Origin of the sequence: Flavobacterium bizetiae, from assembly GCF_024271895.1 — a bacterium.
GTDB classification, from domain to species: Bacteria; Bacteroidota; Bacteroidia; order Flavobacteriales; family Flavobacteriaceae; genus Flavobacterium; species Flavobacterium bizetiae.
In genome coordinates this window covers 4,992,050-5,013,246 of record NZ_CP091861.1, presented here as the reverse complement: position 1 = coordinate 5,013,246, position 21,197 = coordinate 4,992,050, and the positions used below count along the sequence as shown (strand labels likewise).

Annotated in this window: 11 protein-coding genes; 9 read left to right on the top strand and 2 right to left on the bottom strand. The window is 34.5% G+C overall.

The annotated features are described in order from the left end of the window. Positions 1-26: 26 nt before the first annotated feature. Both L0669_RS20595 and L0669_RS20590 read right to left on the bottom strand, forming a co-directional pair. Positions 27-1,805, bottom strand: coding sequence for a glycoside hydrolase family 9 protein (locus L0669_RS20595; RefSeq protein ID WP_263759755.1), 1,779 nt, complete (start codon positions 1,803-1,805; stop codon positions 27-29). Between the two features lie 227 nt (positions 1,806-2,032). Then, a complete protein-coding gene (locus L0669_RS20590) occupies positions 2,033-2,779 on the bottom strand; it encodes a hypothetical protein (protein WP_263759754.1) in 747 nt (248 codons plus the stop codon). Between the two features lie 241 nt (positions 2,780-3,020). Between L0669_RS20590 and L0669_RS20585 the strand changes: the two genes are divergently transcribed. From L0669_RS20585 to L0669_RS20545, 9 genes are all read left to right on the top strand, one after another. Then, the gene (locus L0669_RS20585) at positions 3,021-4,124 is read left to right on the top strand and encodes a fatty acid desaturase family protein (RefSeq protein ID WP_263759753.1); all 1,104 of its coding nucleotides are present in this window, start codon (positions 3,021-3,023) and stop codon (positions 4,122-4,124) included. 257 nt (positions 4,125-4,381) lie between these two features. Then, the gene (locus tag L0669_RS20580) at positions 4,382-5,083 is read left to right on the top strand and encodes a PorT family protein (RefSeq protein ID WP_263759752.1); all 702 of its coding nucleotides are present in this window, start codon (positions 4,382-4,384) and stop codon (positions 5,081-5,083) included. 14 nt (positions 5,084-5,097) lie between these two features. Next, a complete protein-coding gene (locus L0669_RS20575; protein WP_263759751.1) occupies positions 5,098-5,829 on the top strand; it encodes a PorT family protein in 732 nt (243 codons plus the stop codon). A 32-nt stretch (positions 5,830-5,861) separates the two neighbouring features. Continuing rightward, positions 5,862-7,826 (top strand): T9SS type A sorting domain-containing protein, encoded by a 1,965-nt coding sequence (locus tag L0669_RS20570; protein WP_263759750.1) that lies wholly within the window; start codon positions 5,862-5,864, stop codon positions 7,824-7,826. A gap of 80 nt (positions 7,827-7,906) precedes the next feature. Continuing rightward, positions 7,907-17,755, top strand: coding sequence for a SpvB/TcaC N-terminal domain-containing protein (locus L0669_RS20565; protein ID WP_263759749.1), 9,849 nt, complete (start codon positions 7,907-7,909; stop codon positions 17,753-17,755). Continuing rightward, positions 17,748-18,197 (top strand): hypothetical protein, encoded by a 450-nt coding sequence (locus tag L0669_RS20560; protein WP_263759748.1) that lies wholly within the window; start codon positions 17,748-17,750, stop codon positions 18,195-18,197. Before L0669_RS20565 ends, L0669_RS20560 begins: the two co-directional genes overlap by 8 nt. A gap of 819 nt (positions 18,198-19,016) precedes the next feature. Further along, positions 19,017-19,208, top strand: a complete 192-nt coding sequence (locus L0669_RS20555) for a hypothetical protein (RefSeq protein ID WP_263759747.1) — start codon at positions 19,017-19,019, stop codon at positions 19,206-19,208. Between the two features lie 528 nt (positions 19,209-19,736). Then, complete coding sequence (locus L0669_RS20550; RefSeq protein ID WP_263759746.1) at positions 19,737-20,318, top strand: hypothetical protein; 582 nt, start codon at positions 19,737-19,739, stop codon at positions 20,316-20,318. Between the two features lie 85 nt (positions 20,319-20,403). Further along, positions 20,404-21,189, top strand: coding sequence for a hypothetical protein (locus tag L0669_RS20545; RefSeq protein ID WP_263759745.1), 786 nt, complete (start codon positions 20,404-20,406; stop codon positions 21,187-21,189). The last annotated feature ends 8 nt before the right edge of the window (positions 21,190-21,197 follow it).

Below are 21,197 nucleotides of genomic sequence, written 5' to 3'. Positions count from 1 at the left end.
AGTAATTACGCATTCACCGTTATGAACTATTTTTTATTTTCTGCCAAAGCAGTAACCGCCTGTAGAAACCAGGCCGAATGCGGAATCCATTGCTCTGTCCAGCGCCATTCATTTCCTTCGGCTTCCATTTTAAAATCTATTCCGGATCCATCTCCATTTCCTTCTTTTCCGGTAATACCATTAGAAATCCCGCCTTTTTCTGAACCATGACCATAATTAGAATGCATATAAGGCACGTTTTTTTCTCCAAATTGGTATAAAAAACATATAGAGTAAGGATTACATCCTAATATCCATGATAACTGTTGGTTAGCGTACTTGTTGAGCGTATTTTTTGTATCATCATTTTTTTTAGAGGCGATAATTTTGCCGCCTTCAATTGCTGCCGTGGCCAGTGATGCTAATCTTGCATTTTCGCCTTGCCACCACCAGCCTGTTTCATTTTCGTGCGGAATAAAAAAGCCATCTTTTACTTTGTCATGATATAAAAAACTTTGTCTGGCATAACCAAACGGATTTTCTACATTATTGGTTACGGCTATGTTGTAAGCTAATGCTTTTTTTATCGTATTTGTTGCAGCTAGTTTTTCACCGCTATCGGTTTCTTTTTTCAAATACCTAGTTAGTGCTACAACAGGCAAACCGGCATCTGCAGCATGCCAAAAAGGGCGATTGCCATCACTGCTTCTAAACCATCCCTGATCTGTCATTCGGCTTTCAAGATTATGAGCCCATTTTCTTGCCTCATCTCTATAGAAGATTTCATTAGTGGCAATCCATAATTCAGTTGCTGCCATCAGTGCGCAGTAATCGTCTATAATGTTTTCTTTTCCGTCATCGTCATACTGCTTATTATGTATTAAAAGATGTTCGTAAGCACGTTTGGCACCATCCAGATATTGCTTTGAAGTAAATTCGCCATGTTTCTCCCATTTCGAAATTCGGGCCAGAGAAGCAATTGCCATACCACCGCCTTCGCGAAAGGCAGCCTGATATTCGTCTGTCGTTACACTATTCGCTTTAAGTCCAACGATTCGTCTCGCTGCAGGATCTTTATCAAAATAACTAAAAACAATCATGTAAAAATAATCCTGATCAGATAAGCAACGCATCATATAATCGGCTCCCCATATAGCTTCATCGTCTAATGAATCTTTTATTTTCCATTCTTTTAATTGTTTCGGAATTGTTTCTGATGTATTAATTAACGACCAAGTTACAAGAGGCGTTTGTTGTGGCGATACAAAATTGGCATAAGCCAAATGCGAAAAATATTTACTGACATCACCAGAAGCATCACACCATCCGCCGCGTACATCTACTCTTTTTGTACTACCAAATAATAGTATGTTTTTATCTGCTTCAAGTTCTTGTGGAGTGTTGGCTCTTTGCTTATTATAATAATGTACGATTGATGATATGGTGCGTTTTGCCAATATATTTTCTTCAATTGCAAAAGAGGCAGAATGATATGTAGTTCCACCAATAGTGAGGGTAACTTTATAATTGCCTGCTTTTTGAAAGGAAGAAAAATCGGCTCTGTAGAATAATTTTCCAAGATTCCAATCTTCAACACTTTGAGCTTTACCTACTAAAGCCGTAAACATTATTTTACCGGAGGCAGCATCAGTAATGGTAAAAGTAGTTTTTACGTCAAGATTATTTTCTACACCAATAATGGCAATTTTTGAACTTTTTGAATCAAACCCAACCTGATTGATATAAATTTCAGGTTTGCTGTAAACAGCAAAAGATAGAAAGAACATTAAAATAATAGTGGCCAATTGTTTACTGAATTTTAGCATACTTCGTTTTTAACAATTAAATTAAGAGTAAGCAAATTACAAAAAAGCTAAATTCTATATTCTGTTCTTTCTTCTATTCGTTTTAAGTGAAAACTGATAAGTGAGGAATTTAATACTATTGTAACAAATTGCTAAAAAACATGATGTGTATTTGATGTGCTTTTTATAAAAAAGAAAAGGCTGAATTTCGATTAATCCGAATGATTTGAATGTATATAAATGCAGTTTTAATGGTTTATCGTTGCTAATGCATTTTGTCTAATACCCGTTTTTAAATCAATAACGTCAAACTTTTTAGTCGAAGAAAAAGAACCAATATCACTATCACTATTGATTAAAATGCCACCAACAAGCACAATATATTTGCAATTGTATGTCGTAGCAGCAACTAACTCCTCAATACGATTATCGATAGCATCGTAGATTATTTCTGTGGCTTCATAAAGAGGTATTTTGGCATTTAAAATTCTTTCTTTTTGTTTGAATAAAATCTGCTCAATACTATTCATCTGATAATCTATTTCGGTAATATGACCCGGTTCAATTGCATTATCAATCAGTTTATGCAAAGCACCATTGGCCGCACCACAACAACCGGAAGGTTTATTTTGTCCAAAGCGATTAATTTCTCCAATAACTCCCTCTTTCGAAACGCCAATATGCGGTCCGTAATAGATGAAAACAGCACCTTCATCAGGAACATGACTCGCAAATGCCTGCATTCCTGTTAAACCCGTAAAAGGAAATCCGTCTAAACCGCCCATTTTAAAAGGTCCCAAAAATTCATTTGTTCGTACAGGATACTGAATACTGTTGACATCATCACTACAAATGCTGTCTGCAAACATAATTTGCGCAGGTTCCAGATCTAGTTTTTCTTCTACATAATCAATGATTTTGTTCATAAAATCGATAGTAGTCAACGCATTAGGATAGTATTTTCTAATGATTTCCAGTTTCTCTCTTTTTTTCATTCTAAAAAGGATTAAAGTTTTGTAGTATCAGTGTAAAGGAAAAATATGTAAAATCTTGAGAATATCTTAATTCCGGCAAAAGAGTAAAGTTATAGAATTTATTAAAAAAACGAACAGCACCTTATTTGTTTTCTTATCAGGAATTTAAAGTAATCCTCTTTTTGTTTTTATAAAATGCTGAAATTGTAAGATTTAACTTTTTTTATTAAATTTGATAAGACAATTTCTAGCAATACCTGTTATGGAAAAATTAAAACGCCCGGTTTATGTCAAAACGGGTACTGATGATTTTTTTAAAAAGATGCGCACAGAAGTGAACGAAACTATTTTACAAAACTCATCCTTGTACCTATTAAATATTGTGAAGTCATTAGGACTTTTATTTCTCTTTTTCTTGTTTTATTACTGTATTTTAAGGTTTGGAAACAGTACTCCGTTATTATTTCTTTTTTATATTTTGTCTGGCATTACCATGATTGTACTTTTTATAAATGCATTTCATGATGCTGCTCACGGAGCCTTGTTTAAAAAATCAAAACACAATCAGTGGTTTATGTACGTGCTCGAATTGTTTGGAGGAAATCATTGGCTCTGGACACGTCGCCACATCAATCTTCATCATGCTTATCCTAATGTTCCGGATTGGGATATCGATATCAAACAAAGCGATATTATCAGAATCTTTCCCAGCAGTCCGTTGTTTCATTATCACAAATACCAACACATTTATATGTGGCTTATTTATCCTTTTTATAGTCTGAACTGGATTTACATTAGAGATTTTAAAGACTTTTTTGGCACCAAAGATAACTACGTAAAAAAAGTAATTGATAAAATTCCGGGAAAACAAATCGTAATGTTATTTACGGCAAAAATCATCAATCTTGTTTATCTGCTTTTTATACCAATATTAGTACTTCAGCAGCCTTGGTATATGGTTTTAGGCGCTTGGTTTGCGATGCATTTGTGCGGAAGTATGTTGGGTGTTGTGGCACTTGTCTCTACTCATGTTGATGAAGATGCACATTTTCCGGTTACGGATGAAGAAGGAAATCTTTCTGCTACGTGGGCAATGCATCAAATGATTGTAACCAAGGATTTTAGTACAGATAGTACATTAGCCAATTTTTTGTACGGAGGTTTTACGCATCATGTTGCACACCATCTGTTTCCAGGCGTTGGGCATACTTACTACCCATATATTACGCCAATTATAAAACGTTACGCGCAGGAATATGATCTTCCTTACACCTCATATCCCTTTTATCATGCCGTTCGTTCTCACTTTCGAATGTTAAAAAGCAAAGGCATCAAAGAAAATATTATGATGACCGGAGAGATATAAGAAAGAGAATGAATTGTTTAACGACAATTTTTTCTGTAATTCTATTTGTTAAATCTCTTTTTTACTAATTTTTTTGATTAAACAATTGTGAAAAAAAAATCAGCTTTGTAATAAGTAAACCATAATTATAATAATTGTAAGGGCTTTTGCTAATAATTTTAAGAAAAGATCAATTCATCGGATTATTTTGTTTTTCGTCGATATTTTTGTTAAAATTTATTTAAAATTAATACATATATTCGCAAAAATTTTTGCGAATGAAAGTAATATTACACTTATTAATATTGAGTTGTTTTTTTAACGTTGCACTTTACGGGCAAAATGAGACCAATATTACTTACGGGCTCAAGCTTGGCGGGCTTTTTTCTAAAATCAGCAATTTGCCGGAAAGCATTAAAGGTCGTGATAATACTTTCGACAATAGTGTAATGGAAAGCAAAGGCGCTTACGGATTAGAGGGCGGCTTTTTTTTAAACTGCAAACTTTATGATACCCGCGTGGCGATTCAGCCCGAAATTTTATTCAGACAATCAGGAGAAACGGTAAATTATCATGATGCTACCGGAAAAGAATTTGAGTTAGGACTACATTATTCTTATCTGCAAATTGGTGCCTTATACAAAGTATATCCTTACGAAGGGTTGAACTTAGGTTTTGGTGCATTTTACGGTATAAGTTTATCCTCTAATAATGTTACTTATAAATCTAACGAAGCAGGAGGAATGTATGATGTTGCCACAAGACAATTTTATAAAGATGGTCTTGACGGAACAGATGATTTCTCCTTGTGCTTTGCATTGGGTTACGAATTGCACCAAAGTATTCACTTCGATTTGCGCTATTATTTAGGCGTAAAAGATGTGGTAAAAAGTAATTCTTCTTCCTTTCAGTTTATCGAAAACCAAAATAAAAGCAGTGTTATTTGCTTCTCTTTAGGTTATAGTTTTCATCAATGGTAATTTCAATAAAAAACATGAAAAAAATTATTTTGCTTCTTTTATTAGTAAGCACAAAATCGCTTTTTGCACAAGGTGACAGAGAGATTACTTACGGTCTTTTTGCTGGCGGAATTTATTCGACAATGTCTAATCTTCCGGATGTAATTGTACCAAAAGGAATTTATGAAGGATATACTTTAAAAGAAGAAGGCAAATTTGGCGGTACTGCCGGTATTATGATCAACTGGAAATATCCTTATGCCAAAGTAAGTATTCAGACTGAATTGTCTTATTCAGGTCAGAGTACCGATTTAAAATACGAGGATATCAAAGGACTTAAATATACAATGACTTTTGGATATAGTTATCTAAATGTTGGTGCGCAATTTAAATATTATCCTGTCGAAGGATTTTATATTGGCGCAGGACCTTATGTGGGATTTAATATTGCCAGCGATAATATTAAATATAGTTCTAACAGTCAGGAATTATTTGCTGATTCAGGAGCTTATTTTGAACCGGATGCCAATGTGCAAAAAGTATTAAAAGAGTCCCTGACAGGAAAAAACTATTTCTACGGTATGTTATCTGCAGGATATGAGTTCAATTCGAGACTTTCAATAGGAGCTCGATATACTTTAGGACTTACAGATGCTTTGGCAACTGAGGAAAACGGACACCGTTATAGCGAGAATAAAAACAAGATCAATAGTATTTCACTCATTATTGGTTACTCTTTTGATTTTGATGATTTAGCCAATTTCTAAACAGTCGCTCATCATTTTAAAAACATAAAATTATGTACAAAAAGATTTTTTTAATATCTGCTTTTGTAACCTTATTGACGAGTAATTTAATTTTTTCTCAGCAAAAAGCATTACCCGGATTAGTTGAAGAACCACAATTTTGGATTAAATCCCAAAACAATGGTGAGGCGTATTATTGGGAAAGTCTGACAAAAAAAGAGGCTAAAATATCAGGCCGAAAACATAATGGTTCTGTTTTTAATTTTAATCCGAGTATTGTTTTCGACAGCACTCAGGATTCTTTGATTTTACCCCTGGGCGTAGAAAGTAAAAGAAAACAAACCCTGTTTATGGTTTATAAAGTAAAAGACAGTTTGAAAGAACAGTTTTTATGGACGATAAACGATACAAAAAAAACACTTTCTGTAGCGACCAATAAACGTTTGGTCGATTTAAAAAAATACTCTTACCAAACGTATCAGGAGAAAATTAAACCCAACAAAGCTAATATTCATTTTTTTCAGCAAAATGTAACGGATAGCGTTGCAAAGTTATCGTTGCTGACTATTGGACAAAAGTCAAAATTCGAAAAATTACCACCCGAAGAATTCAAAGGAAACATAAGTGAAATTTTGGTATACAACAGAGTTTTGTCAGGTTTAGAAACTCAAAAAGTGGCAAGTTATCTGGCTGTAAAATATGGTATTTCGCTTTCGCAATTCGATATCAAAAATTATTTAAATAGTAAAGGACAAACCATTTGGGACATCAACCAACATAAAGGATTTGAAAATTCGATTACCGGAATAGGGCGTGATGATGCTAGCGGACTTTTGCAAGCGAAAAGCAGTAATATGGTCGATGGAGGACTTTTGACTATTGGTCTTAAAAGCAAATCGAATACCATTCCGGACAATTATTTTGCTTTTTGGAGTGATAACGGCAAAAAACTTTTGGTGAAAAAACAAGAACAGGGAGAACCTATTGGGATTGCAAGAGAATGGCAACTTGATTATATCAACCCTTCAGATTTAAGTCTTGACTGGACATTAAATCCGAAATTTATAAAAGGCACTTTACCTAAAGATACTTACTTCTGGTTATTAGTAGATTATTCAGGAAAAGGAACTTATGACGAAAAAGATTCAGAATACATTCGATTGGCGAGTACTTCTGCTCAGGAAAAATTAGTATTGAATGATTTTAATTGGGACAAACAAAAATCAGGCAAAGCCAAATTTACCCTTAAAGTCGCTCCCGAAATGTTCAGCCGTGTCTGGATTACAGAAGCTACTTGTGGTGTTTCAGGATCAGGACAATTAAATTATTCTATAGAAGGTGGTGAAGCACCTTTTACTGTTACAGTAAAAAAAGAGGGTAGTGAAGTTGCTGTAAAACAATGGAATCAAGCCGCAAAAAGTGCCACTGGAGTACAGCTTTCTTCCGGAACTTATGATTATATCGTAAGGGACGCAAAAGGGAATTTATACTCAGAAACTGTTTTTGTAGCCGATAAACAAGGAACATTCCCCAATCTGAAATCAGATTATTTATTAACTGAAGGAAATGCGCTGACACTTGATGCGAGCAAAGATCTTCCTGCTGGTAATTATCAATATCAATGGTTTTACGAAGGAGATTTTATAGATGATAATCCAAAAATATTAATCGATCAGCCGGGAGAATATGAGCTTCGATTGATAAACGATCAGGAATGTAAAACCTCTAAGAAAATTGCGGTTGCTACAGATGGAAAAGAAATAACAGATGCAAGCATACTTATTTTATACCCGAATCCCACCACAGACGGACATTTTTCGGTTGCAATGCAATTTCCAAAAAAGACAAATGCCAATATTAGTATTTATACTCCAAGCGGTTCACTTTTAAAACAAAAACAATTCAGCCAGATAGAAACTTATTTGTACGAAGACGTTATAAAAAGTGCTTCAGGAATGTATTTAGTAAAAGTAAGTTCAGATTTTGGAACAAAAACTTTTAAAGTGATTGTGAAGTAATTCAGGTTTGTTTTTAAAACAGATTCAGAATTACAATTTCAAAAATATACAGATTGCCCCATAATTGATTATCCTACTTTATGAAAAATAAAATTATAATACTGGTATTTTTAATAGGTTCATTTTTGTTTGCGGCCAATTTTGGACCTTACAAAATAACTTCATTATTTACTCAAGGTGATGCTGATAATGAATCGGTTATTGAAAAAACGAAAGCAGATTCGATCGCGATTCTTAAAAACGAAACTAAAAATACAAAATCGTTCAGTGCAGATATTGCCGAGGGAATTATTGGAGTAAAAGATGAATCAGATGTTGATGATGCCTACGATAATGTTTTTCACCTTAAGGTAGATGCTTTACCGGCCGATCAGGAAAATGCTTATCTGGAATATGAGTTGTACGGATATGATCAGGCAGCTTCTATTTCGAGAAGTTTAAACAATCAGCCAAGTATTGGAGGACAATTTGTATCTCAAAATAATAGCTGGAGCAAACAATCTGAGTTGCTTTCAGAGAAGTCATTGCGCGAAGGAGACAACGTTTTATTGTTTACCGCTCCTGAAGGAATTTCGAATTCTTACCGAATAAAAAATGTTCGTATTGTTTATAAAACAGCTTTGGCTTCAAACGATTTTACTTTATTAAAATCAGACAACAAATTATATATTAAAGGAACCAATTTTCCTTCTCAAATTAGAAAAATGAGTATTGGTGGAATTTCTATTGATGTTAATCAGCCGGAATTTGAATTGGTTTTGGATGCGGAAACTGCAGGAAAAACAATTTTAGTGACGAAAGAAACTGCAACCGGAGTTATAGTAAATCAAAAATTAGAGTCGAATCAATTTTTGAAAGTTCCGGGTTACAGACCTTTAGAAAATGCAAAAGAACGTATTGCTAAAACCATCAATATTGAAACGGTAAATACATTAGAGTACAAAGATTTTTCGGCAGTTTTTCCTGTTGGAGTTTTAAAAAGTAATGTAAAAGTATCCGTAAGCGGACTTCGAAAAATTGATATTGCTCCGTTAAATTCTGCGATGGTAAACGTTACAGGAACCAACGCCGGATTCAGGTTATTACCGCACGGAACCATTTTCGAAAAAGCCGTAACCTTGTCATTACCTTACGATAAAAAAACAATTCCAGAAGGTTATACAGAGAAGGATATCAACGTGTTTTATTTTGATGAAAACAAAAGATTATGGCAGGAAGTAACCAAAGATTCCCTGGATATTAAACACGGAATCATTAAGGCAAAAACGTCTCATTTTACCGATTTTATTGCGGGAATTATAAAAATGCCTGAATCTCCGGAAACTTCAGGATATACACCAACAAGCATAAAAGACTTAAAAGCGGCAAGTCCGTTAGTAGGAATTCAGTCAATTGCACCGCCTTCAGCAAACGGAAGAGGAACTGCAAGCACCGGATTTTCAATCGTAATTCCAAACGGAAGAGGTGGTATGCAGCCTTCGTTTAACCTGCAATATGATAGTGATGGAGGTCATAGCTGGGCAGGAATGGGCTGGGATATTTCGGCGCCAGCAGTAAGTATCGAAACCCGTTGGGGAGCACCACGATACGATGCATCAAAAGAAACCGAAACTTATGCCATTGCCGGAGAACAGTTAATTCCCAATTCGCACAGAGCCGAATGGGTAGGCAGAACTACTGATAAACAATTTTATCCAAGACGTGAAGGAGCTTTTCAGCAAATTATCCGTAAAGGATCTTCTCCTAAAAATTATTATTGGGTCGTAAGAGACAAAAGCGGAGTCGCCAGTTATTACGGAGGAAACGCGTCAGGACTTTCTACCGATGCAATTTTGCAGGATGGAACCGGAAATATTGCACATTGGGCATTATGTCTTCAGGTCGATTTAAAAGGAAATACGGTCGAGTACGAATACGATAAAAAAGATGGAGAACTTTATCTTAAAAAAGTATATTATACCGGTTTTGGTTCCCAAAAAGGAAACTACAGCGTAACGTTTGTAAAAAATAGTGATTTAGGCGAAGCCAATCGTGCAGATGTTCAGGTTTCGGCAAGATTAGGTTTCAAACAGCTGAACAATCAATTATTACGAAAAATTGAAGTACGCTACAAAAGCGATATGATTCGTAGTTATGAGTTAAAGTATAAAGAAGGTGCTTTTAAGAAAACATTGCTTGAATCGATTTCTGAATATGATTCTGAATCGAAATTGTTTTACACCAACACAATGGATTATTTTGATGATGTTCGTGATGCCTCAGGAAAATATAATCCGTTTGGGCCGGAGCAGATTTGGGATGTTCCTACAGATGATATTAAACAGGGTTTTACAGGAATTAAAGAATTTGAAAGCAATCATACTTTAGCGGGAAGTACAAACGGAACTTCAACGGGTATTAATTACAGAATAGGTGTAGGGTTGCCTACTTTTGGTACTTTCAAAAATAATACAATTGGTGCTCACGGAGGAAACAACTGGGGGAAATCAGAAACTTCGATTGTACTCGAAGATATAGATGGAGATTCATATCCGGATAAGATATTTAGAATTGGAAGTAATGTGTATTATCGTAAAAATTTACACGCAACTAAGCCTAATTCATTTGGAGAAGCGGTCAAAATTGAGGGAATAAAAAATCTTGGGATCAATAAAAACAAATCATTTAGCTGGGGAGTAGATGCCAGTGTTGGTTTTGGAGTAGCTTCGGCAAATGTTGGTTATGACGAACAGCGTTCAACCAATCGTACACTTAGTTATTTTATGGACTTTAATGGTGACGGATTAGTTGATTTTGTCAACAACGGAAAAGTATATTATAACCGAATTGTAAATGGCGTTCCGGTATTTATGCCCTCAAGTTCACAAACACCTTCTCCGGTTTCAGGTGGAGGAGATTTGGAACTTACTATGCCAGACCGTACCTTAGAACTTCAGCAATTATTAGATAAAAATCCATTGCATGATGTTGTTCGTATGTGGCAGGCTCCTGCAAAGGGTACCATTGTTGTCAATCAAAATTATCAGCTTTTAGAAGATCTTTCAGAAGAACGACAAGAATATAAAACAAGAAATGGGTTAGATAAAGCTGATGGGGTACATTTGTATTTTCAAAAAAATAACACTTTAATTTGGGATGAAGTCATTACAGCTTTAGATTATACTCAAAAATCAAAAGCCGCTCAGACACTTAATGTAGAGAAAGGAGAGCGTTTGTATTTTAGAATAAGCTCTATTAAAGATGGAAATTATGACAAAGTAATTTGGGATCCTAAAATCGAATATACTCAGGTTGAAAAAAGAACCACAATTTCTAATACTTTAGAAACAATAAATATTGCTGCCAGAGACGCGAATTTAATCACGTTGAAAAACTTTCATGCAGGTCAGGATTTTTTTGCCAGCCAGGCCAATTCTATTGTAGTGCCAAAAGCAGGAACAATATCATTTTCAGGAACTTTTAAAAAACCGGTTACATCAGATCATATCACTTTAAAAATAGTGAAAAATGTAATCAATGTAGCAGGAACAACAACTCTATATGAGCGCAAGTTTCTAGCATCAGAAGTAGTTGATTTTAATTTGCAATCATTGGTTTTTGCCATTCCTGACGATAATACATTTGTTACCACTACTCTGGAATCTTCGACTAATATCGATCCGAAATTATTGTTTGCAAATCCATCAGTGATTTTGCCTAATATGCCAAATACAAGACCTGAAGATAATATTCGTAAGGTGGATGTTGGGCATAGTTTTTATTCTAAAATTGATGGAAATTACGTGATTGATGGAGTAAAACCAGACATCACAGGTAAATTGAAGCTGTTCGTAAAAACTACTGATTATACATTGACGACCGGTTTGAACAGATCTAAGTATAACGGAAATGTAATACTAACTGCAAAACAAAATGGTTTGCTAGTGGGCCGAACTACTTATGCTGTTACAAATGGTGTTTTGAGCCTTACTACTTCTACTGCTGATTTGAATTATGCTTATCCGGATACACAAAAAAATGTACCGATAGATTTAGAAGTATATATAAGCGATCCTGTACTTAATGAAGTTTTAACAACATACCCTAAGGTGGGAGCGTTAAACATTAATTACGAAATAACAGATTCAGTTACAGATCCTGCACTTCCGGTGTCATGGGAAAAAGCAACAGATGATTTTTCAATCAATACTAATTTAAGCGAAACCGAATATAATTTCGGTTTGCAATATAAAAACTGGGGGCGTTTTATTGTTAATGGTAATCTTGCTGGTAACCTGATAGATCAGACCAAACTTAAGTTTGAAAACAATAGCGGTATTGATCCTAATAATTTTCCGGATCCAAATACTTTAGATCCTGAAAATATGCCAGGCGAATTTGATACTGGTAAAGAATATTTTTTACCAATGAGCGCTGTTTATTCTGATAATATTTTATACGGAGGTGAAAAGGCCAGTTTTATTCAAAACGAATTTATGGGTACCAACCGTTTAGGAGAAGATGACTTTGCAGAATATACTGATTTCTCTTCGCCTTTAACAGATCCATTATCAGGAGGAGAAACTGATGCGCTTGATATGATCAATGAAAGCAAAAGCCGCAGTATTGGTGGTGGCGCAGGAGTTGGTGGTGGCGCAGGAGGCATTAGTGGAGGATTAACGAAATCTACTGGTGATACCTATGTAGTTCAAACCATGAGTGATTTAAATGGCGATGGTTTTCCGGATTACATAATAGACAATAAAGTACAATATACCACTCCGATTGGAGGAAAAAGCAGTAATGTTACCAATATTGGCGATTTTAGTCATTCTAAAACCAATAGTACAGGCGGAAGTTTGTCAGGAAGCTATAATCATGGTGCACCGCAAAGTTCATTGCAAATGACTGTGAGCAAAGGGAAAGTTAAGTTTAATTCAGGTTCAAATGCCAGTATTCAAGACGCCCTTAAAGCTGGAGGAACAATCAGTTTAGGAGGTAATGTAGGTAAAGGAGAAGACCGTTCTGAACAAATATTTTCAGATATTAATGGTGACGGACTTGCAGATAGAATCGAGACCAATGAAACAGTTTCCTTTAATACCGGTTACGGATTTTTGCCAGCTGAGCGTTGGGAAAACATGAATGTAATTAACAAAGGAACTTCCCTTGATATTGGTGGAAGTGCAGGATACAGCGTCATGAACGGATCTTTTTCAGGAGGACTTAATTATTCGAGAAGCACCTCAGATAACAGCCATTCTTTTTTAGATATCAATGGAGATGGTTTGGCAGATAAAATTGAATATAGAGACAATACTGTTTTGGTCGAATTAAATATGGGTAACTCATTTGCCCCTGCTATTACTTATCCTCGTTACGAAGCAATGACCCGAAATACGGGTGTAAGCTACGGAGGAAGTGTAGGAGCATCCTATGATATTCCGTTAATTCCACCAATTGTAGTAATGAAATTAACCCCAAGTTTTGGAGGAAGTTTTGGTGCCAGCACTTCCCGCTCAGAAGCTTCTTTTTCAGACATTGACGGAGATGGGAATTTAGATTATATCTTATCAAAAGATGAAGATAATTTAGTAGTACGCCTTTCCAATATCAAAAGAACCAATAAACTAAAAAGCGTAACCAATGGTGCAGGAAATAGTTACGTGGTAGATTATGAGTTAATTAAGCCAACTTATGAAAACCCATCGGCAAAATGGGTGTTGCAATCAGTTGACATTTTTGATGGACATGTGGGTGATGGTATTGATCATTCTATAACAAAATTCAAATACGAGGATGGATTTAAAGATCGTCGAGAAAGAGAATTTTATGGTTTCGGAAAAATAATTCAGCAACAAATTGATGCCGCTGATAATTCTGTTTTCTCAACTACAGTTCAGGAATTCTATAATCAGGATTATTTTAGAAAAAATCTATTGAAACATGGTTATATTTTAGATAAAAACAATAAAATGCGTCAGGAATCTGAAAACGAATACAGTTTTATAGATGTGGCAACTCAAGGAAGTGTTTCGGTATCAGAATTGAATTTACCTTCTTGTGATGCAAAACGTATTTTTGTGGGAATGATTCATGCCAATCAGAAAGTGTACGAAGGCGGAAGTGATTATCTTGAAACCAATAGATTTAATACCTACGATGCCAACGGAAATATCACGCAATATGAAGATTTAGGCAATGGATCTGCCAATGATAAAGTAACAGCAAAAATAAGTTATTACGAAAGTACAACCCCATATTATGGCGGAATACCAAAACAACTTGAAGTATTTACAACAGAAGGTTTGCGTCGTAAAAGAGCGACAACTATCAATACAACAACAGCCGAAGTTACCCAAATAAAAAATTATAGTGCGGCAGATAAAATTGCCCTTACGGATCTTGTTTATGATGCTTATGGAAATCTGCAAAAAATAACAGGTCCTGCCAATCATAAAGGTCAGCGTATGACATTGGATTATACTTATGATGAAGACAATCATCAGTTCATGACCGAAATCAAAGATGCTTTTGGTTACCAAAACAAAACAGAGTATGATTACCGTTTTGGAGCGCCCATTAAAACTACCGATCGTAATGATCAGAGTAATATTATGGAGTTAGACGCAAAAGGGCGTATAGCGACTTTAAAAGGACCTTACGAATTTGCATCAGGAAAACCATACACGATAGCCTACGAATATTTCCCTGAAGCCAAAGTTCCGTATGCGAAAACCAAAAATTACGATCCGGAACTCGATAAGGATATTGAAACTTATACCTATACTGATGGATTAGGCAGAGCCTTGCAGGTGAAGAAAACAGCTAGTTTATTTACAGCGGCTGGCAGTGCAGATCAGGAAGCACAGATTGTTTCCGGACAAATTATTTACGATGGATTAGGCAGACCAATAACCAGTTATTACCCAACGACGACAACTACTGTAGATAACAATTTTAGTACAGCAGTATCAACCGTTGCTCCAACCAAAACAGAATATGATGAAGTAGGACGTGCTGTAAAAGTAGCATTGCCGGACGGAAGCACTAATACTGTTGCTTTTGTTTTAGATAATTATGATGGAGTTCCGGTATTGCACACCACACAAACAGATGCTCTAAATAAAACAAGTGAAACCTACACTGATGCTAAAGGCCAGAATTTGGCCAGTATGCAAAATGATTTATTGACCAAGTTTGAAACCAATGCATTGGGAGAAACCATAAAAGTAACCGATGCGATGGATCATATCACCAAAAGCAGTTACGACTGGCTTGGCAGACGCGTGGAGTTTATACATCCTGATGCTGGAACCACAACGATGCAATATGATTTAGCAGGTAATCTAATTTCCCGTATTACGCAGGATATTAAAAATACCGTTCCAAATGGTGGAGCAATAGAATATATCTACAATTACAATCGTTTAGAAACGATTAAATATCCTAAAAATCCACAGAATAATATACAATATAATTATGGCAAATCCGATGGAACTGCATCACGTCGTGGCAGATTATGGTTTGTACAGGATGCCAGTGGCGGACAGGAATTTTTCTACGGTAAGTTAGGTGAAGTCGAAAAAGAAATCCGAACCCTTCGTATCACACCTACGGATGTCCAGACTTATATTTCGCAATACGAATACGATACCTGGAACCGTATCCAGAAAATGACCTATCCTGATGGCGAAGTGCTGGAGTATACCTATAACCGTGCAGGAAACCTGCAAAGCATGCAGGGTAAAAAAGAAAGTCATACCTACGATTACATCAAACAATTAAGTTATGATGAGTTCGAGCAACGTAAATACTTAAAGTACGGTAATGATACCGAGACCAACTATACTTACGATGATGTAATGCGAAGGTTACAGCAATTACAGGTAAAAAGCGGTACAAGGCAAGTCATGAACAATTCGTATAGTTATGATTTGGTGGGGAATGTCCTAGGTATTAAAAATACCGCTCCTGTAGTAAACAATACTTTGGGGGGAACTTCGAGTCATGAATATCAATACGATGATTTTTACAGGTTAAAATTGGCAAAAGCAACCTATCAGGGAGAGTTTACCAAGGCAAGTTATGAGCTGAATATGAGTTATAACAAGATGCACAACATCACAAAAAAGGATTTAGTACATACGGTAAACAATGAACAAAAAGGATATGTTTTAGATTACAACTACGATAACGAATTGCATCCTAATGCGCCAAATAAAATTGCTGAAGCAGGAAAAGCAGAACCACGCCAATATGTGTACGATGGTAACGGAAACCCAACGAGTTATTCTGAAGAAAAGAGTTTCAGAAAAATGACTTGGGACGAAGAAAATCGTTTGATGGGAATAAATGACAATGGAAGAATTCATCAATATACTTATGATGCGGGAGGAGAAAGAGTTATTAAAAGTTCAGGAGATTCACAAAATGTAGCCATTAACGGAGAAACTGCAGCTACTATTGTGCATACTGATGATTATACGGGATATGTAAGTCCTTATTTTGTTATAAGTAAAGGTAAGTTTACCAAACATTATTTTGAAGGAGCAGGACGTATTGTAAGTAAGTTAGGAAACGGAACTTTTGCGCAGCCTTTAGGTATTACAGCCGGAGGTGTAAACTATACTAAGCTAACAGCAGAACAGCAAAAAGCATTAGATACTTATGTAAAAAGTTTAGGAGTACCTCCGGGACCTCCAACACAGCAGGGTATTTATGCTACACCAGAATTTACTGGCGATCCATATCCAACAGCAGTAATAAAACCTGTGGAGGAAAATCAGGAGCCACCGGAAGGCTGGCCAAGAAATCCTATTTTTAATGCTCCGGGTGATGTTCCCGGACCACCGGTACAATTTGGCCCCCCTATAGAACCAACAACAGTTAAACCGGGAGAAGGATTTACGGGAATTGGTCTGCCGGAGAATGATATTTTTTACTTTCATCCTGATCATTTAGGAAGTACTTCGTATATTACATCGCGAAATGGAAGCATTAGCCAGCACGTCGAATATATCGCTTTTGGTGAGGTTTTGTTTGAAGAGCATAATTCGTCTTTTTCTTCGCCTTATTTGTTTAATGGTAAGGAGTTGGATAGAGAAACGAATCTTAGCTATTATGGGGCGAGGTATTTAGATATGAAGACTTCGCTTTGGTTAAATGTAGATCCATTAGCTCTTTATAATCCAATATTTGAAAACGAATTTTATTTTGATGGTCAACATAATGGAGGAATTTATTATAGCGGAAACTTAAGTCCCTACAGTTATTGCTACCAAAATCCAATTAAATATATAGATCCAAATGGAAAACAAGCCAACTCTAGTGTTTTGTTGAAAGCAAACTTTAAAACTATTTATACACGATCAGGTCTACCGATTAAACATCAATATGGATATAAATTTACAGAAGGAACGGCTCATTTATTAAGTTTAGTGAGTAATGTTAGTGAAAAAAATATTAGTAATACTAAATTGAATTTTCAACATACTCCAGTCGGAGGAGGAGCACTAACAGAAGGACCAAGTTCTAATAATGCTACCATAAATATATTTTGGAATGAAGCTCCCAAAGGAAGCATATACAATACAAATACCAAATGGATGGATGGATTTTTAGGCTTAATGGCACATGAAGTTGGTCATATACCACAAATAGACGAAGCAGGGGGTAATATAAGTCATTTAGCAGGTTCCTTGGGAGAATATATAAATAATTGGCTTCATTTAAATGATTCACATGATAGCACATATGCTCATAAAGAAAATGCAGCAGAGAAAGGGTCTATAGAATTTACAAATTTTAACGAATTCATAAATAACAATTACGGAAAAAATAAATTATCTAAGTTATTCAATAATAAAAACAATACACAAAAAGATATTATTGAAAGATTAGATCAATGGTGGAATAATTATCAAAAACAAAAAAGTAAAGATGAATAATACAAAATATATAATTATCATATTTTTTATACTGACTTCATGTCAAAAACACAAAATTTATTTTGATACAAAAATTCAAAAAGTAGTTAGTTGTAATAATTTACCAATTAATTCATTAGAGGTGGATAACGATTCGATTAAAGCAGATGGTTTTCCTTATGAAGGAGGGTTCTTATTCGTATGGCAAGGTGATACTGAGTTAATTCCTTCTGATTTTTCATTCAATAATATACCTAAAGAATATCGTTGTACTAAAGGAGGTATTTTATATAAATCTAAAATAAAATTAAAACCTAATTGTAGATATACAGTGAAAAAGTCAGGGAATGGATTAAATCCACATGTCATTAAAATTTGGACAGATAAAAGAGGTATAGTCTATAAAACTACACACCCTGAATGTATTGATAATGAAGGAACACCTGAAGAATGGTCAAAATAATGGTTCACTGCTCTGCAAAGAGTTCTTATAAAAAGCTGCGCAAATATCTTTGACTTTGCGCAGCTTTTTCTTCTATTGAAATTAAAGATATCAAAGTCCCCCCGCTGTTCGAAGTCTCCCGACTTCGAACCGTCAAAGAAAATCGACAAAGAATAAAAATTAAATTTCGCAGAAAATGTGAAGTTTTTTTATCTCTAAAAATGAGAATACGTAATAAAAGCATTGCACTCAGCTTTTAGGTATTAAAGCCAGAGGTGTAAACTACAACAAGTTAATAGCAGAACAACAAAAAGCATTGGATAATTATGTAAAAAGTTTAGGAGTACCTCCGGGACTTCCAACACATCAAGATATCTATTGTAGGAGCAACAGGAAATGTACTATATAATGAAAAAGGTGAGTACATGGGGACTGCATCAAATGGTACTAAAAATAAAGGATCTCGGGATGTTTATAAAAATGGTAAAATTATTAAATCATTTCCATGGAATTGGAAAACCCGATCGCTCGAATATGCGCAACGATAGCGCGGAAATTCTTTCCGTGCCCGCAAAGTGAATCGATAAAGTAAGATAAATTTAATTATATAGAGGGAACAGCGCTCCCGCTATTCGAAGTCTCCCGACTTCGAACCGTCAAAGAAAATCGATAAAGAAAAGAAAAATTAAACTTCGCAGAAATGCGAAGTTTTTATGTTTAAAAATGAAAATATGAAATAAAAGCATTGCACTTAGCCTTTGGGTATTACAGCTGGAGGTGATTATAAGTTGATTGATGTATTATCCAAGAAGTGGAGTGATTTAATGAATAAATAAATTTATGAAAAAATACATTTTATTAGCAGTATGTACGATGTTGTATTCGTGCACGTGCAGACAAATAAACTTAACCTACAACGAAAAAGAATGGTTAAATCTGTATAAAAAAGGTGATGTTTTAATTTTTAAAAGCAACAAAGGAAATATTGACACCATAATGGTTATAAATCAAAGAGGAATTCATTACAAATGAAGATTGTCAATGGTTTACAATTGGCGATGCACAAAAGCAAGAAATTAAGATTGTTTTGAAACCAAATGTATGTCATAATAAATCTTATTGTGAAGAAGAAATATCTATAATTAAAAATGATATTGATAATGAGACGCCTCCATTTTTTAGAATTTTCGGACTTGAATTTTCTAATAATATTTCTCAATTAATTAAATGAAAAGTTGTATTGTCCACAACTGGCAAAATTTACAATTCTGCTTATTTATTTCAAACCGATATTAATGCTACCAATTATGGAGATAATTATTTAAAATCCTATTTTTGGGATAAAAAAGATGGATTAATAAAATATGAATCAAATGATGGCGAAATTTTTGAAATAAGTAAATAATGTGATCGCTAGGAGATATAAACAACTATTGCTCGAAAATTATTGGACGATACAAAAAATCAAATCTTAAAAATAGAAAATCAAAACCTCTTAAATAGCGAGGTTTTTTTATAGATTTACGAATTCAGATTCCTGACAATGAAAGCGTATTAAGTATGATAAATAACTTTAAAATATCAGACAAAGAACTTCTGACAACAAGAAATATTATTTTCAGGGATTATGGTATTCCTGAGCTCGAAAAAAATGGATATATAAAATCTCCATTCAAAACATCCTGGTTTGGAGAATACGATGCTAATATAAGCGGATATTCCTATGAATTATGCAAACTCACAGATCAAAATCAGCTTCATTTTATTAACGTAACTATTTTTAATGGCGAGAAACGAATAAAAATAAGCTTGAATATTTTTGAACTTCATCAAGAATTAAATTCAATTTTAGCCTTGAAAGATTGTGACGGAATAAATTTTCACCTTCCGCCTAATGATTCAACTACTATGCAATTAAGAAGTGATGATTATAAAGGTCCGCCTTTATTTTATATGCTTTTTTTACCTGAGTATAAAATAGGAAGTTATAAAACTCAAAGTAGTTTTGATAAACAAGTAAATAAACTAAGTGATTTGGTCAAAAAAGACATGACAAATATTGATTTCTTTGTCAAAAGATGGCATGAATTACATCGGCCAAACCTTACAGACAATGAAGGGAATATTGTAAGGAAACTTTAAAACAAAAATTAAATAATATCCCTTATAAGAATCCGTTAGTGATATTTCGTAATATGATTCTTATTTTTGTAGTAAATTATAAAAAATGACTTTAAAACCAAATTCCCTTTTTATACTGCTTTTTTTAGTTTTTGTAAATTCTATAATGGCTCAAACTAAGCCTTTGGTGGTACAGCGTTATTATCCAAAAGATTCGATAAAATATAGTAAAGAAGTTGATGCCGATTTTAATTACGAGAGTAAATTATACGGTAAAACAACCATGATTATTCATTGCGAAAGTCCAAATGGTGATTTTGAATTTGTGTTTAAAAAGAAAATAAACAAACTCAGCCGTATGATCGATTACAAAGATGGAGCTGTTGGCGAAGTTTATAATTTTAAAACAAAAAAATGGGTTCATGAAGAAGAATCGTGGAAACACAGTGATATGAAAGGCAAACCCCAGGATACTATAATTTTTAGCGAACATAATTTATATGCCTTTGTTTTACTATACGATCACGGAGGTTTTATAGAAAAAGCGAAGTTTCAGGATTTTGGAAATGTAGTATATTGGCCTGAATTTGATTATCAAAAATGCACTATTAGCGACGAAGATAAAGATGGTAAACCCGAATTTTACTTGTCGTATATGGGAGATAGCGATGGACTTGATGCAAAGCCATTCAAACAAATTATTTATACGATTCCTGAAAAATCAAAAGGTCAAAACTTAACGAAATCAAAAGCTACTGCTTATTATCCTTCCGGAAATGAAGATGACGTTTATAGAATTGAGTACGATGAAAATTGGAAACAATTATCTAAAGCTGTTAAACTCAAAAGCCAGAAAATAATTAAAGATCATAGTTTAAAATATAAAGATTAGTAAAATAT